Origin of the sequence: Simplicispira sp. (assembly GCF_028687295.1) — a bacterium.
Classification (GTDB): domain Bacteria; phylum Pseudomonadota; class Gammaproteobacteria; order Burkholderiales; family Burkholderiaceae_C; genus Simplicispira; species Simplicispira metamorpha.
The window spans coordinates 1-15651 of record NZ_JAQUAL010000071.1 but is presented as its reverse complement, the minus strand read 5'-3'; the positions used below and the strand labels follow the sequence as shown (position 1 = coordinate 15651).

The window sequence follows — 15651 nt, the reverse complement described above, 5'->3', positions numbered from 1 at the left end:
CTCGGAGGGAGAGGCCAGCCAGCGGGCCACTGCCTGCGCGTAGGCCGTATCGTCAGACAGTGCCATGGCGTCTGACCAGCGCCGCTCGCGCCATTCAGAGACGCTTTTGGTTTGCAACTGGTTGATGGCCTGCAATTCCCATTCGGCCTGGTGGCGAAAGCGCTTTTCGCGCTCGTGGTAGATGGACTGGATGCTCCAGGCCACGCCGCCCATCACCAGCAGTACCAGCAGTGGCAGCACCTTCCAGGCCATGGAAAGTGGCCGATGCGATGGCTCAGTCTTTGGCAAGGGCGCAAGCATGGTGTGGCAAAGATGGCAGGCCGTTGGTTGAGCGGTCTGGTGTGGCCAGAACGGAGGCAGGCTGTAAGCCCACCGGAAAACAACTATGTCACACTTTGTTCCATTTCAGTCACCTCTGGGGTGTTCTGTCCAGAAGCGGCTTGGTCCGCAGTAAGCAAGGGGCATTACTGTGTCATTCATGCGCAAGTTCTTGGTTCGTTGCCTGGTTGCCATGGCCGTCTTTTGGCATGTGATGGTGCCGTTGGCCCAGGCACAGACAGCGCAGCACGGCGTGTCCATCAATATTTCCCTCGAACCCGATACCCTCGATCCGACGATGGCCGCTGCCGCCTCGATTGCGCAGGTGGTTCACACCACGGTGCTGGAGGGGCTGATGAAAATCGAGGAAAACGGCACCACCACACCGCTGCTGGCCGAATCCTGGAGCCAGGACCCCGATGGCAAGGCCTATACCTTCCGGTTGCGCAAAGGGGTGTACTTTCACGATGGAGCGCCCCTTGACGCTGCTGCCGTCAAGTTCTCGTTTGAGCGCGCCAAGGCACCGGGCTCTACCAACAAGGCGCGCAAGACGCTGTTTGACAACATCGTGCGCATCGACACCCCTGACCCGCACACCGTCATCCTGGTGCTGGCGCGCGCGGACACCAGTTTGCTGTTTCGTCTGGGTGAGAGCAGTGCGGTGGTGCTGCACCCTGGCAGCGTGGCCCAGGTAGCCACCCAGCCCGTGGGCACGGGGCCATACCGGTTTGGGCAATGGGTGCGGGGCAGGCACATCACCCTGCTCAAGTCCGATACCTACCGCGAGCCGAAAAAAGCGCGTATTCGCCAAGTCACTTTCCGCTTCATCCACGACCCGGTGGCCCAGGCGGCAGCAGTGCAGGCCGGTGAGATTGATCTGCTGTTCAACTTTGCCACCCACAACGTGAGGCGTTTTCAGGGCGACAGCCGCTACCACGTGCTGGTGGGCGCATCAGGGGGCAAGGGCATGCTGGCCTTCAACCACCGGCGCAAGCCCCTGGACGATGTGCGTGTGCGCCGTGCCATCACGCACGCCATTGACCGTGAGGCTTTCATCCGCGATGTACTCGAAGGCCGGGGCAAAGCCATTGGCAGCCATTTCGCGCCCACCGATGCGGGCTATGTGCATCTGGCGGGCCAGTACCCCTACGACCCCGAGCGCGCCCGGGCCTTGCTCAAAGAGGCGGGCGTGAAAACCCCGCTGCACCTGACGCTGAGTTTGCCGCCCACCCCGTATGCCCACATGGGCGGCCCGGTGGTGGCTGCCGATCTGGCCAAGGTGGGCATCGTGCTCCAGCTGGAAAAGCTGGAGTGGGCGCAATGGCTCTCGGGGCCATTCAAGGGGCAGTTTGACCTCACGCTCATCAACCATGTCGAACCGCTGGACTACCAGATTTATACCGACCCGCAGTACTACTTTGGCTACGACAGCCCGTCTTTTCGCGATCTGGTCGAACGCCACGCCAACGCCAGCAATGCGCGTGAGCGCCAGATGCTTTTTGTGCAAATCCAGCGGCACCTGGCGCACGACGCCGCCAATGCCTGGATTTTTGCCCCCCAGGTGGCCACCGTAGCGCGCAAGGGGCTGCGCGGGGTGTGGATGAGTTACCCCATCTTTGTACATGACATTGCTGCCATGTGGTGGGAGTAAAAAGTGCCTCTAGCGCCCGTCTAGTAAGCGCTAGCAGCTATCAAAATAGGAGTTTTTCAGGTTCTCAAGGTGCGCTGGAGCGGCTTTGCAAGCGCGCGTACAGGCCACCGCTGGCCAGCAGTTCGGCATGGGTGCCTTGCTCGACGATGCGCCCACGCTCCATCACGACCACGCGGTGGGCGTGCTCGATGGTAGACAGGCGGTGCGCAATCACCAGCGTGGTGCGCCCGCGCATCAGGCGTTGCAGGGCCTCTTGCACCAGCCGCTCGGACTCGGTGTCCAGCGCCGAGGTGGCCTCGTCCAGGATCAGGATGGGGGCGTTTTTGTACAGCGCCCGCGCAATGGCCAGCCGCTGGCGCTGGCCACCGGAGAGCTGGGCGGCGTTGTGCCCCACCAGGGTGTGCATGCCTTGGGGCAGCGAGGCCACATAGTCGGCCAGATTGGCGGCGGCCAGACTGGCCTGCACGCGCTGCTCGTCCATTACCGCACCCAGGGCCACGTTGGCCGCGATGCTGTCGTTGAACATCACCACATCCTGGCTCACCAGCGCAAACTGCGCCCGCAGGGTGGCTATGTCCCAGTCGGGCAGGGCCTGGCCATCGAGCAGCACCTGCCCCGAAGATGGCGCTACAAAACGCGGCAGCAGGTTGGCCAGCGTGGTTTTGCCCGCCCCCGAGGGGCCCACCAGCGCCACGATTTCGCCGGGTTGCAGGGTCAGGCTTACCCCGGCCAGTGCGGGCGCCTGGTCGGCGGCAAACTGCACGCGCACGTCTTGTAGCGTGATGGCGCCCTGTACCTGCGCGGGCGCATGGCTGCCGCCGGTTTCAGCGGGGGCATCGCCCAGCAGTGCCAGACCGCGCTCTAGCGCTGCCAGGCCCCGGGTGATAGGGCTGGCCACATCGGCCAGGCGGCGCATGGGCGTGATCAGCATTAGCATGGCCGTGATGAAGGAGATAAAGCCGCCTACCGTCAGGTCGTTTTGTGCCGCGCCCAGGCCGCGGCTTTGCCACAGCGCCATGCAAATCACCGTGGACAGCGCTGCCGCAGCGGTGAGCTGCGTCAGCGGCGTCATGGCCGAGGCCGAGACGGTGGATTTGATGGCCAGGCGGCGCAGTTGCTGGCCCAGCGCCTCAAAGCGCGCGGCCTGGCTGGCCTGCGCACCGTGCAGGCGCACCATGCGGTGGGCCAGCACGTTTTCTTCGACCACATAGGCCAGGGCATCGGTGGCCTGCTGGCTGCTTTTGGTCAGGCGATAGAGGCGGCGCGACAGGGTTTTCATGATCCAGGCCACGGCGGGCGCCACCACGGCCACGATCAGCGTCAGTTGCCAGTTCAAATACAGCAGATAGCCCAGCAGCGCCACCAGCGTGAAGCCATCGCGCGAGATACCCAGCATGGCCTGCACCAGCAGCGTCGAACCCGTCTGCACTTCATAAACCACGGTGTTGGACAGCGCACTGGCCGATTGCCGCGAAAACAGCGCCATGTCGGCGGCCAGCAGCCGCTCGAACAGGGTGCGCCGCAACACCAGCATGCCCTCGTTGGCGATGCGCGCCAGGGCGTATTGCGCGGCAAACAGGGCCAGCCCCCGCGTCAGAAACAGGCCCATGATGGCCACCGGCACCGTCCACAGGGGCAGTGTGCCCTGGGTAAAGCCTTGGTCGAGCAGCGGTTTGAGCAAGGCTGCCAACAGCGGCTCGGTCAGTGCTCCCACCAGGGTGCCTGCAATGGCCAGGCTCCAGGCCAGGCGCTGGTTGCCAAAATAGATGGACAACCGCCCCAGTCGGGTGCGCAGCCGTTCAGCGGGCAAGGGGGAGGAGTGCGGTGGGGTTGCGCTGGTGTCAGGGGCTTGCATGTGGAGGCGGATTCTACGGTTGGCACTCAGGTACAACAGTTTGTCACAGGGGGCTTTTTGTCAGTGTGTAACATCGGGCGCTGTTCACCGGCCGTTGCCCGGTTGCTGTTGGCTGCGAATGACTACCGACCGATTCCTCACACTATCTTCCCCCGCGGCGTGGCCGCGCCCCTCCCGACGCCATGTGCTGGCCGCTGCTGCGGCCTCTTCTGCGTTGCCCGCCCTCGCCCAGTTCCGGGTGGAGGTGTCTGGCGTGGGCCTGACCCAGTTGCCGATTGCCATTGCCCCGTTTCGGGGCGAGGAGCAGTCGCCCCAGAAAATATCGGCCATCGTGCTGGCCGATTTGGAGCGCAGCGGTCAGTTCCGCTCGGTAGATGCCACGGGCGCTGTGCTGGATGAAACACAGCGCCCTGACGTCGCGCCCTGGCGACAAAAAGGTGCCGACGCACTGGCCACGGGCAGCGTGCTGCGATTGGCCGATGGGCGTTTTGATATCCGCTTCCGGCTCTGGGATGTGGTGCGTGGCCAGGATTTTGGCGGCCAAAGCTATGTGGTGGCCCCGGGCGATCTGCGCCTGGCTGCCCACCGCATTGCCGACTTCATCTACGAGAAACTGACCGGTCAGCGCGGTGTTTTTTCTACCCGTATTGCCTATGTGACCAAGGCGGGATCGCGCTACAGCCTGTGGGTGGCCGACTCGGACGGCGAAAACGCCCAAGCCGCCCTGTCCAGCCCCGAGCCCATCATCTCGCCCGCGTGGTCGCCCTCAGGGTTGCAGTTGGCCTATGTGTCGTTTGAGTCGCGCAAGCCCGTGGTGTACGTACATGACATTGCCACCGGACGGCGACGCCTGATTGCCAACTTCCGCGGCTCCAACAGTGCGCCCGCCTGGTCGCCCGATGGCCGCTCGCTGGCCGTCACGCTCAGCCGCGATGGCAACTCCCAGCTCTACACCATTGACGCGGGCGGTGGCGAACCGCGCCGACTGATGCAAAGCGCCGGCATTGACACCGAGCCGGTGTATTCCTCCGATGGCCGCAGCATCTACTTCGTCAGCGACCGGGGGGGGGCGCCGCAAATCTACCGCGTTGCCAGCAGCGGTGGCAATGCCGAGCGCGTCACGTTCACGGGCAGCTACAACATCTCGCCCAGTGTGAGCCCCGATGGCCGCTGGCTGGCGTATGTCTCGCGCGTGGGCGGTGCCTTCAAGCTGCATGTGATGGATTTGTCCAGCGGCACGGTCAGTGCTATTACTGACACGGGCGCCGATGAAAATCCCAGCTTTGCACCCAATAGTCGGCTGATCGTGTACGCCACGCAGCAGCAAGGCCGCGAAGCACTGATGACCACCACGCTGGACGGCAAAATCAAGGCCCGGCTGGCAGGGCAGAGCGGTGATATCCGCGAGCCCGATTGGGGCCCTTTCCAGAAGCAATAGACCCGTAGCGCGTCGAGCTATCCATTTCAGAATTTCAGGAGTTTTTGAATGATCCAACGTATTTCTTTCGCATTGGCTGCAGCTGTGCTGGTGGCCGGTTGCAGTTCAGGCGTCAACCTGGATAACGTGCCTGTAGATGACAAGTCCGGCACTTCGCTGCCAACCACTGGAGGCAATGGTGCCAATGCAGGTGGCACTGGGCAAAGTGGTGTTACGGGCGTAGACCTGTCCCAATCCGGACGCGACGGCGCAGGCCCGGTGGGTGTCAGCCGTGTGGTGTACTTTGACTACGACAGCTACGTCATCAAGCCAGATTTCCAGTCGCTGATTGATGCACATGCCCGCTTTATCAAGTCCGGCCAGGGGCGCACCGTGGTGATTGAAGGCCATACCGATGAGCGTGGTGGTCGTGAATACAACCTGGCACTGGGGCAAAAGCGTGCTGAGGCTGTGCGCCGTTCACTGGGCCTGCTGGGCGTGCCAGACAGCCAGGTCGAGGCCGTCAGTTTTGGCAAGGAAAAGCCTGCTGCTTTGGGTGGCAGCGAGGACGCGCACGCGCAAAACCGTCGCGCTGAGCTGTCTTACCGTTGATGGGCGGCGCCACCATGCACCCACGGTTTGTGCGTACGTTGTGCGCGTTGGCGCTGTCCGGCGCTTTTTTGCCTGCGGCACATGCAGTCTTGTTTGAGGATGGTGAGGCTCGCCGGGCCATTCTGGAATTGCGCCAACGTGTGGACGAATTGCAGCAAGCCAGTCAGCGGGCCGGTGAGGATCTGCGCCGCTCTGGCGACGATGGCACCCAACTGCGCCGTAGCCTGATCGAATTGCAAAACCAGATTGAAACCCTGCGCATGGAAACCGCCAAGCTGCGCGGCCAGAACGAGCAGCTTATGCGCGAGGTGGCTGAGTTGCAGCGCCACCAGAAAGACATGGCACAGGGTGTGGACGAGCGTTTGCGCCAGTTTGAGCCTCTGAAGGTCACTGTGGATGGCAAAGAGTTTCTCGCCGATCCCGCAGAAAAGCGTGATTTTGATGCGGCGTTGGCCACGTTTCGGGCGGGCAAGTTTGCCGAAGCACAAAGTGCTTTTGCTAATTTGATCAAGCAGTATCCCCGCAGTGGGTATTTGCCTTCTGCCCGTTTCTGGTTAGGCAACGCCCAATACGCTACGCGGGATTACAAAGAAGCCATAGTCAACTTCAAGGCTTTGCTGGCAGCTATGCCAGACCATGCACGTGCACCTGAGGCAGCGCTGTCGATTGCCAATTGTCAGTTGGAGCTGAAGGAGACCCGTGGCGCTCGCAAAACGCTGGAAGACCTGTTGCGCGCCTATCCGCAGTCTGAAGCTGCCGTGGCCGCCAAGGAGCGGTTGTCCCGTTTGAAATGATGTCGGTACCGTTAGAAATCGCTGTGTACGACGATTCCAGTGCCGAACAGCAGCGCCGCTTTGGTGGCCTCGACCGGTTGTATGGTCTCGAAGGTGCTGCACGTATTCGCGCTGCGCATGTGGCGGTAGTGGGCATTGGCGGGGTGGGTTCGTGGGCAGTGGAAGCGCTGGCCCGCAGTGGTGTAGGCAGTCTCACTTTGATTGACCTGGACCACATCGCCCCATCGAACATCAACCGCCAAATACATGCGCTGGACGACACCATCGGGCAGGCCAAGGTGCAGGCCATGCGTGAGCGCGTGGCACGGATCAATTCGCAGTGCCAAGTCTTTTGTGTGGAAGAGTTTGTTGAGCTCGGCAACTGGCCATCACTGTTGCCACATCCGGTTGATGCTGTGATTGATGCCTGCGATCAAGTGCAAGCCAAGACCGCCATGGCAGCTTGGGCTCTGCAACAAAAGTGCTTGTTGATCAGTGTGGGTGCAGCCGGTGGCAAGCGGCATGCGCACAAAGTGGACGTGGACGATTTGGCGTTGACCACGCACGACCCGTTGCTGGCTCAGTTGCGCTATCGCTTGCGCAAACAACATGGCGCGCCGCGTGAGGGCAAAAAAATCGGTGTCACCTGTGTATTCAGCCGTGAAGCTGTGGCGCCCCCGGACGCTTCATGTGCGATGGATAACGATGGCACTTTGAACTGCCATGGCTATGGATCGGTGGTGTCTGTGACCGCTACGTTTGGTCAGTGCGCTGCGGGCTGGATTCTGGATAATTTAGCTATTCGTAAAAGAAGATCAAAAGTAGTGCTATAATTCAAATCTTTGCTAAGTACGATAAATAATCATCTTAACAAAACGGGACGTTAGCTCAGTTGGTAGAGCAGCGGACTTTTAATCCGTTTGTCGTGGGTTCGACCCCCGCACGTCCCACCAAGCTACATAAGGAAAGCGCGCTATCAAAACGGTAGCGCGCTTTTTCTTTTGGTCAGGATGTAACGGCGGATGTAAGAGGATTTCGGAAAAGCACCGGGATCTCGACGGTGCTGGCGCATCCGTCGCCAGTTTGGAGACAGCCCAGAACAGGTGGCTACCTCGCCAAGGGGTCAGATTTGAAATCCGGCCCCTTGCCATTGAGGGCTGTGCCAGCATTAGCAGCACGGTGAATGCGCAGTAGCCGGTATCGATGGCTCAGTTTTGAGCCATCGTCTTTTGATGCCGGGAAATCCGGCTTCAAGGCCGTGGCGCACGGCACGCGGTGAAGTTCAAAGGGAGTGGCGTTTTAGCACCCCCTTCGGCGCCACCTACCAACAGAACTACTAACAAAGTGTTGGGATGCCATGATGCCCCGTGACACGGTATAAGGCAAAGAAAAAGCCCCGCTCATATGGGGGAGGGGGCTTTTGGGACGGCCTGATATGGCCTGATTTTGTTGGGCCGGGGGGAATTGAATCCTCCTATGTAGATTGGCGATAAATCGCAAAAGAACCAACAAAAAGACCAACAAAAAGAAAAGTGACCCCCTTGTCAGTGCGGCGCAACATCTTCTGATCGCGCTGGCGCTGGTCGTGGTGGTAGGCGCCATGCCACGCGGTTTGGCCATGACCTCGCCTGGCTCTACCCCACCAGCTCAAACTACCCAGATTCCGGGTATTTGCCTGGGGTGCAGCTTTTGCGCCGCACCAGCGCGCAGCACGTTGGAGATTGGCTGAATTTTCAGCCGGTGTGGCGCTGGCCCAAGAACTCAGGTCAGCAGATGGCCTCAGTTCTGAAGGCATCTCGCCAAAGGGGGTAGCGTTTCGTGACCCCCTTTTGCTACCGGCTTATTTCCGGTTGCAAGGCACACGGCCAATAGTCGGGTGGTTGCTGGCCGTGGGGTAACGGGCAGTGACCCCATTGCCATCATCGCGCCGGGCCTGTGCTTTGCGAGTATCTGAAAGATAGTCACAAGGGGCGCCCACTTGGATTTCAAATCCGGTTGGGCCTCGCGCGTGCGCGCGTACTGCTCACGGAACTCGGGGCAGCCTTGCTCGATGGCCTCGCCAGTCGCTACCCCATCAGTTCGCTGGCCGGGTGTCTGCCAGCGCAAACCCGCGCCAGCACCCCCGATTCCGTGCGTACCAGCTTGCGTACCACCCCAGTGCGTACCGCTCGATATGTAAGGTTTTGACAGGTTCACACGCCGCTTTCAGTGCGCACCAGACTGCGCACCGCATCCTTGCGCACCGTCCCGAAGGTAAGGTTTGGACAGGTTTCCGTGGAAACCCGCTTGGAAACCTGCGGCTGGAAACACCTGCGGAAAAGTGCGCTTTCGTTGGTAACCGGCCTGGTAACCATGCGCTGGTAACCATCCAGCAAATGCCCGATTGCGTGGATACCGGGATGGATACCGCACCCATTCAACCCGCTGAAATACCCCGAATATCTCGAAAAACCTAGCATCTCTGCTATTTTTTATATAGCACTCTGTGCATTCTCTGGATACCGCCACAAAACAAAACCGGCGCATGGCCGGTCTGGTGGTGGGGTGTGCCTTGTTGGATCAGAACTGCGCCGACCGCCTATTTGCCAGCACCAAATAGCAGCGCCGCTGCAACCCGGGGTTGCAGGCATTGACTCACTCGCTGCCCTCCATGGCCATCAGCGCGCCAAAGGTGGCGCCAGGCGCTCGCTGGCTTGGCTGGGCAGCCCTGCGCACCAGGGCGGGCGCTACGTCCTGCGCTTGACGCTGCTGGGCGCCGCGCATCAAGCCCGAAACGGTAGGCCCCACCCCCAGCAGCGGCACCTTGGACGACAGGCGATCGAGCAAATCCAGCCCCCGGCCCATCAAGGATGTGGCGCTGTTGCTGTTGTTCACCGCCGAACCCACAGGCTGCGCCGTGGTGATGGGAGTTGAGATAAAGAAAGAGTGAGAGGCGCGATAAATCGAAATTTTCGGGGATCGACTGGGACAAAGTGAAACGGGACAATGCAAATGCTTTGCATATGACGCAAAGGCAGAATCAGCCCTTCATCTGCCCACGCAGCCAGTCGAGTGTGCGCTCCACGATCTCATTTTGATCTGTGTCTGACAACCCTAAATAAGGCCGTGCCGGGATCGTCACCGACTTTGCGACGTGCCCACCGAAGTGCAGCATTTTCGCGTTTGTCGGCCTGATGGTCGCACCGAACTGGTGGACGGCTGCATAGACCAGGTTGCTGCCGACCTGCACCGACCGCTCGCCGACCTGCACTGCCATTTGACCGCGCAGGTATCCATTGAGAGTCAGGACGCGGTTCTTGTTGCGGCGCTTCTCGCGCTGGTACCAGGGCTGTAGCGCGGCCCACGCTGTGCCATCGGGCGCTGTCTGGGTAGAAAACCGCGCACGTGTGGTGCGCAGCACGTATTCGCCCAGCTCGGCCAACAGCGGCGCGGGCTTGTCGATAGCGCCCAGCAGTCCGTTCAGGCTGGCGGTTGCTGATGTGGCGTCAAAGTCCACTGACAGTCGAGTGCCAGCCATCAGCTCTGCCCCTCAGACTTGTAGGAGCGCCAGCGATCACGGCCTGGCGCATATTCAAACCCCGGGTCAATCCCCACAGGCACGGTCACCACGCGCGGCCCGCCCGGACTGCGCTGACCAATCTCGCGCTCCACCCACGTCACTTCGGGCGCTTGATCTGGCCCGCTCTTGCCCATGCGCGCCAAGTCGCGTGCCCACAGGCCGATCACTTTGCACTGGCACCCCCAGCCGTTGGGCGGATAGTGCGTCTGCCACCAGGGGTCTTCGCGCGCCAGCACCATGCCGTCCCAGGCTTTGTGTTGGTGCCGTGGGTTCTCCACCCAGTCGCTGTGCTCATACATCCAAAAGGGCGCGGCCTGCAATTGCAGCCAGCGGCCCGCCGCGTAGCTGGTGTTGAGGTTGGTCTCGTAAATGACGCGCGTGCGCCAGTCTCGCCCGCCGTTGTAGTCCCAGCCATATCGTGCCACGATGGCATCAAAGTCCTTGCGAAACTCCTCCAGCGTTGTGCCGTCTTTGATCGCTTTCTCTACCGCCAGCCGGAAATCCTGCACGATGGCCTCTTTGTTGGCACCGGCCACGACAAATGCCCATTCGTGCTCAGCCGCATAAACGTCCGTCCAGGCCTCGGTCGTCAAATTCAGCTTGCGCAAAAAGAAAGCGATCATTTCAAGAAACGGCAACCCGCCGTAGGCCACATCAGCCATTGGCCGCCTCCTGCAATACCTCATAGCGGCCCGCCAGCTCGGCAGCGGCCAGGGCCTCGGCCATGGCTGCGGCGTAGTCGTCCAGCGTCATATCGGGGGCGAGCTGCACCAAGCCATCCCGGATGTCTTCCAGGGTCGATGCTTGCATGACCAGCGCACGGATCTGCTCCACCCACGCCGCTGCTGGTGCTCTCGCACTGGCGGCCAGCTGGGGCGCCATGGCCAGTGGCGGACTGACAGACTGCACTGCCACCGGCGCCTGTGCAGCAGTGACCGCTACTCCCAGCGGCCACTGCCATGCCCGGCTGCTGGTAGCCGCCGTGCCTTGTCTCCATGTCGTAGAAGTCCCCGCCTGCAACACCGGCTCACCGGCCTGCGGCTGCGGAATGCCCAGCTTCTCCTGTGCCCACTGCACCGGGATCTGCATCCCCACGCCTACCAGCTTGGGCAGCGCATCCGCATAGGCCGTCAGGTCTTCGGTTTCGCCCACATCCAGACAGAAGACCGGGCAGCGGCGCATGCCATCGGGGGCCAGCCCGTTCAGCACTGCTATCGGGTACAGCAAGTCGCGCGTCAGCGTGCTGCACACCTGCCGAATATCGCTGCTGCGCAAGTCTTTGCGCACTTCGTTATGCACATTGCCCAGCGCGTTGGTGCTGCTCTTGCCATCGGCACCGCTGGTCAGCGTGCCGCCTAAAATCACCTTCGATTGCGTGCGCTCGCACCAGGTCATCATCAGCTCAAACGCTTTGGGGTCGCCGCTTGCGGCATCGAGAAAATCCAGCTCCATGCCATTGGGGATGATGCCTGCGGCGTTGTGGCCAATGCCCACCAGCGCACGCAGCAGCGTCATCTTCTCTTTTTCGCTGGCGCCAGACGGGTACTTGCCGATGCGCACCGGGATGCCGTAAATCTCCAGAAACTCAGCCAAATCGCCGACGCTGTAATTCTTGAACAGGTACGGCCACACCAGCTGCCGGAACATCGCCGTGCGCTCCAAATAACCGCTCTTGGCCTTGTGAACGTGCGTGATCCAGCCAAAGGGTTGTAGCGGTTCCCCCACGCTGCCATCAGCGGCCGTCGTGTTGCTACGCAGGCGCAGTTCCTGGCGGTAGCCCCGGTGTACGGTGAACCAGCTTTGTGGTCGGTGCGTGATGGTTTTGGGCAGCCAGTACTTGCCCGGCTTGTGCCACTCGATTTCTCCGCACGAAAAGCCCTTTCCAATGGCATCGGTCACATCGAACAGCACATCCTCAAAATCTGCCATCTCGCCCACCAGCTCGGCCAGCTGCTCGGCGGCGGCTGACTCACGGGCGCTGGGATTGTCAGGTGGCACCACACTCCACGGCACCAGCAAAGCGCGGCGGCGTTTGCCCAGCTCAGCGGCGATATGGCCATCTTTTTCTTCCATGTCTTCGAAAAGGTCGAACTGGGCCTGCAAATTGCCCTGCTCGGCCTGGTCAAGGATGGTCGCCAACTTGGATGGCGTCAGCCCCCGCGTCGGGTGTGTTTGCAGCTCCCGCTGCAAGTGCGAGTAATGCGAGGTCTGCGGCTGTGCCAACGCTTCGCTGCTGATGGGTTTGCCGTCCGGCCCCAAGATTTTTGCCATTGCAGTGCTCCTCACCACCCACCCGGCTCGGGCATCGGAAAGTCCAGGTCGGCGGAATTGGTTGTCCGGTTATCGAACCCGCGTGCATGCGTTGGCACGGGGATGTAGTCAATCGGTGCGTGCAGGTTCAGCGTGGCATACCAACCCAGGGCCAGCATCACAGCTGCATCGCCGTGGCGAAACAAGTCGGGGTCTTTCACATCACTGCGCCGTGCCTTGGCCACCATCGCAATGCCGTCCACCTCTTCGATGGCCCGCAAGTCCTGGGCGTAGTTCGGGTCGGCAGGAATCTCGATCATTCCGTCCTCAAAACCCTGCACCAGCTTGGGCATCCAGGTGCCGTACCAAGCACGGTTGAGCTTGATCTGATGGACATGCGAGTGCCCGAACTTGTCTGCTGTCTCTTCAGCCAGCGCCTCACCGGAGCCCGTGGCATCCATGGCCCCGCCACAGCGGCGCGGCAGGCGCTCAATTGCGTACCAAGTAATTTGCCGCTGCTGCGCGTAAGGCACCTTGTGCATCTCGATGGAAAGCGGCAAAAGGCGGCGCATGCCCGAAGCAAGCGCTGTCGCCCCCCAGCTCGAAAAGTCCCGGTGCCGCGCATAGTCGTGCGAGAACACATGGCGCTCGCGCGGGTCAAGCCGTGCCAGAGCTGGGGCGAGATAGCGCTCAATCCAGTCTGCCGTCCACGCTTCGCGCTCCGCTGGGCTCTTGAGCACAAAGTCCTCATCCAAGGTCAGGCGCAGCACGCAGGTTTCGGGCAGCACCATGGCCTGCTCAATCCAAACCCCAGGCAGGCACACACCGTTGCCGTCGCGCGCGATAGCGTCCAACTCCTCGCGCATGGCGGCCTTGCGCACGCCGTAGCCGTTGCGGATTTTGGTGTACCAGGCGTGCTTGCCCACCATCGTGGGCGGGGTGCCCTTCATGAAGCACACGCGCTCGTACAAGCCGTTGGCCACGGCATCATCGAACGTGACCGTGACCACTGCGGCATCGGTGCCGTAGCGCCCCGCCTCGATGTCGCGGCAGAACTGCGCAAACGGGTTGTTCTTGCCGTTGTGCGAGCTGATGACCGTGATCTGGCCACCCCAGATCAGCAGCGCAGTGGCTGCATCCAGCACACCCTGCACATCCGGATGAAACGCCGCCTCATCGATCACCACATGCCCTTGCAGGCCCCGGATGTTGGCCGGGCGGCTGGACAGCGCGCAGACTTGAAAGCCCGAAGCAAAGCGAATGCGGTACGCCGTGATGTGCCTGGTCTTGCCGCTGTCGTCCTGGTCTTCAAACAGGAATTCTTCGACCCCGGAGACACCCTGGCCCTGCGCCTGGGCGATGATGCGCGCGAACTTGGCGCAGTAGCCGATGGCCTCCAGACCCTTTTCTTTGGTGTCGCCGATGTAGTAAACGTTGTCACCGCCCGCACTCTTGCGTGCAGCGGCCACCAACGTTTTGTTCAGCATGGTGCCGAAAGTGATGCCCGTGCGGCGCCCCTTGGGCACGGCGATGATGGCCGCCTGGATAGCGGCTACCTCGCGCTGGTGCTTCATCAGCACCCCATCGTCCAGCGGGTTGAACCCCTCGGGAATGGAGCGCACGCTGGCCGGGAGGTCATCCCATTCCAGCGTGCGCAAAGTGGATGTCAGGGGCTTGATGGCGTGCATGTCAGGCCCCAATGCCCAAGAACTTGCGCCGCCAGAAATCCACCTGGGCCTCATCCATGCCCTGTGCCTTGGCCACCTCCTGCAAATTGGCCTCCTGCTCGGCCAGCAGCTTGCGGCGTGTGGCCTCTTCGACCTTGGCCTGGAACTCCTTCAAATTGATGCTGGAGCGGGTCAGCGTGGCGATGTTCTTGGCTGCTTTGGATAGCAATTCAACACGCTTACCGGGGTCGGCCTTCTCGCCATCTTCCCCCACTTCGTCAGCCTCTTGCAGCGCCAGGATGGCCTCGAAAAGCTCCGTTTGCACCATCGCAGTCAAGGCCGCGCTGCGGGCATCCTTGCTATCGCCCGCGTGGGCCTGGATGAGCTTGGCCGCCTCTGTGCTGGCGCGGATGGCCGACAGGCGCCGATCCAGTTTGGTGCCGTAGCGGTGCAATGCCGAGCGGCTGGGCAAGTCGCCCGCATGCGCCTGCGCAGGCCAACGCACCTGCAAGTCGGTAATGAGCTCATCCAGCGTCTGCCCACCCGTGGCCAGCATCGCCTCGATATAGGTTTTGATCTCAACAGGCAGGCGGCTGACAGTGCTTTTGCGGCCCATATCGCTCACCAGTACTTCGCGGGCCGGGCAATGCCGGGCTCGCAGTCCACCGTGTACTCGGCCACATCCACACCGTGGCGCGTCAGCTCGGCACGCCACTTGCCGCTGGGCTGCTTGTCCACGCGCACCAGCTCGCGCCCGTGCAAATAGTCCAGCTCGCGGCGCAGCTCCAGCGCCGTAGCGTCCGGGTACTCGCTTTGCGCGACCGACAGCACCAGCGACTCGCCTGCACCCATCGGTCGGGCATTGTTCAGCGTCAACAAAATCAGCCAGCGCACGCCCTCGCGCCGAAGCCGCTCATGGTCAATTTGCATGATTTCCCCCTCCTGCGGCCGCACGCAGCTGGGCGGCCTCCAGCTTGGAGCCCAGCGCGTCGAGCTTTGCTTCGATCACGCTTTGGCCCCGGATGTAATCTTCACGGCGCACGTAATGCAGCGGCATCTCGGCCTGCATCTTCAGCAAGTCACGCTCCACGCGCTGCCACTGCGCAGCGTCCTCGCGGTTCACCGCCTCTATGCCGTCAAGCCGCCCCGCCAGCGCTTTGTGGTGCGACTCGCGCGTGGCATCCTGCAAGGCAAACCGCTCGTCAAGGTGGCGCTGCGACTCGCCCAGGCCATGCTTGACCACGCCCCACAAAGCGCCCAGCCCTGAGAGCAACAGCCCCAGCAGTTGCCAAAACTCGATTTGCAGCGTCATGGGCGCTTCCCCTTTTCCCGGCGCGCCTGGCACACCACACAAAACTGGCACCCCGGCAGGGCCTCGCGCCGCGCCTGGGCAATAGGCTCGCCGCAGCCTGGCCAGCTGCTGTCGGCGTTCTCGCCGCAGTAGTGCGCCGAGTCGGCCACCGTCTTGCCCACCAAACCTGCGCGGCGCGCCTGGTCGCGCAGGGCATCAGAAAGCAGTTCAGCCTCGCGCTCTGCCGCGCGGTCGATT

General features: G+C 61.9%; 15 protein-coding genes, 1 tRNA gene and 1 pseudogene. 6 read left to right on the top strand and 11 right to left on the bottom strand.

The window, feature by feature from the left end:
* Positions 1-252, bottom strand: a pseudogene (locus PHX69_RS09575) (sensor domain-containing diguanylate cyclase); the annotation flags it as partial.
* Positions 253-511: 259 nt separating this feature from the next.
* Here PHX69_RS09575 and PHX69_RS09570 point away from each other — a divergent pair.
* Positions 512-1969, top strand: a complete 1458-nt coding sequence (locus PHX69_RS09570; RefSeq protein ID WP_288043498.1) for an ABC transporter substrate-binding protein — start codon at positions 512-514, stop codon at positions 1967-1969.
* Between the two features lie 64 nt (positions 1970-2033).
* Here PHX69_RS09570 and msbA read toward each other — a convergent pair whose 3' ends face one another.
* Positions 2034-3824: a lipid A export permease/ATP-binding protein MsbA gene (gene msbA / locus PHX69_RS09565; RefSeq protein WP_288043496.1), complete on the bottom strand. Its 1791-nt coding sequence runs from the start codon at positions 3822-3824 to the stop codon at positions 2034-2036.
* Positions 3825-3942: 118 nt separating this feature from the next.
* Between msbA and tolB the strand changes: the two genes are divergently transcribed.
* From tolB to PHX69_RS09540, 5 genes are all read left to right on the top strand, one after another.
* Complete coding sequence (tolB, locus tag PHX69_RS09560) at positions 3943-5262, top strand: Tol-Pal system beta propeller repeat protein TolB (RefSeq protein ID WP_119014262.1); 1320 nt, start codon at positions 3943-3945, stop codon at positions 5260-5262.
* 48 nt (positions 5263-5310) lie between these two features.
* Complete coding sequence (pal, locus tag PHX69_RS09555; RefSeq protein WP_119014263.1) at positions 5311-5853, top strand: peptidoglycan-associated lipoprotein Pal; 543 nt, start codon at positions 5311-5313, stop codon at positions 5851-5853.
* Between the two features lie 14 nt (positions 5854-5867).
* Entirely contained in the window at positions 5868-6647 is a 780-nt protein-coding gene (ybgF, locus tag PHX69_RS09550; RefSeq protein WP_193552710.1) for a tol-pal system protein YbgF, read from the top strand.
* Positions 6644-7459: a tRNA threonylcarbamoyladenosine dehydratase gene (locus tag PHX69_RS09545; protein WP_288043495.1), complete on the top strand. Its 816-nt coding sequence runs from the start codon at positions 6644-6646 to the stop codon at positions 7457-7459. The genes ybgF and PHX69_RS09545 overlap by 4 nt, the downstream gene beginning before the upstream one ends.
* 44 nt (positions 7460-7503) lie before the next feature.
* A tRNA-Lys gene (locus PHX69_RS09540) sits at positions 7504-7579 on the top strand.
* A 1681-nt stretch (positions 7580-9260) separates the two neighbouring features.
* On the opposite strand, the gene PHX69_RS09535 is transcribed toward PHX69_RS09540, so the two are convergent.
* The 9 genes from PHX69_RS09535 to PHX69_RS09495 all read right to left on the bottom strand — a co-directional run.
* The gene (locus tag PHX69_RS09535) at positions 9261-9500 is read right to left on the bottom strand and encodes a hypothetical protein (protein ID WP_288043494.1); all 240 of its coding nucleotides are present in this window, start codon (positions 9498-9500) and stop codon (positions 9261-9263) included.
* Positions 9501-9645: 145 nt separating this feature from the next.
* Positions 9646-10122, bottom strand: coding sequence for a phage virion morphogenesis protein (locus tag PHX69_RS09530; RefSeq protein WP_288043493.1), 477 nt, complete (start codon positions 10120-10122; stop codon positions 9646-9648).
* 20 nt (positions 10123-10142) lie between these two features.
* Positions 10143-10847, bottom strand: coding sequence for a phage head morphogenesis protein (locus PHX69_RS09525; protein ID WP_288043492.1), 705 nt, complete (start codon positions 10845-10847; stop codon positions 10143-10145).
* A complete protein-coding gene (locus tag PHX69_RS09520) occupies positions 10840-12456 on the bottom strand; it encodes a DUF935 domain-containing protein (RefSeq protein WP_288043491.1) in 1617 nt (538 codons plus the stop codon). Before PHX69_RS09520 ends, PHX69_RS09525 begins: the two co-directional genes overlap by 8 nt.
* Before the next feature lie 11 nt (positions 12457-12467).
* The gene (locus PHX69_RS09515; protein WP_288043490.1) at positions 12468-14123 is read right to left on the bottom strand and encodes a hypothetical protein; all 1656 of its coding nucleotides are present in this window, start codon (positions 14121-14123) and stop codon (positions 12468-12470) included.
* A 1-nt stretch (position 14124) separates the two neighbouring features.
* Positions 14125-14718, bottom strand: coding sequence for a DUF3486 family protein (locus PHX69_RS09510; RefSeq protein WP_288043489.1), 594 nt, complete (start codon positions 14716-14718; stop codon positions 14125-14127).
* A 5-nt stretch (positions 14719-14723) separates the two neighbouring features.
* The gene (locus PHX69_RS09505) at positions 14724-15032 is read right to left on the bottom strand and encodes a hypothetical protein (RefSeq protein ID WP_288043488.1); all 309 of its coding nucleotides are present in this window, start codon (positions 15030-15032) and stop codon (positions 14724-14726) included.
* Positions 15022-15414: a hypothetical protein gene (locus PHX69_RS09500; RefSeq protein WP_288043486.1), complete on the bottom strand. Its 393-nt coding sequence runs from the start codon at positions 15412-15414 to the stop codon at positions 15022-15024. Before PHX69_RS09500 ends, PHX69_RS09505 begins: the two co-directional genes overlap by 11 nt.
* On the bottom strand, positions 15411-15651 hold a 241-nt coding region (locus tag PHX69_RS09495), incomplete at its 5' end, for a TraR/DksA C4-type zinc finger protein (RefSeq protein WP_353852408.1). The genes PHX69_RS09495 and PHX69_RS09500, both read right to left, overlap by 4 nt.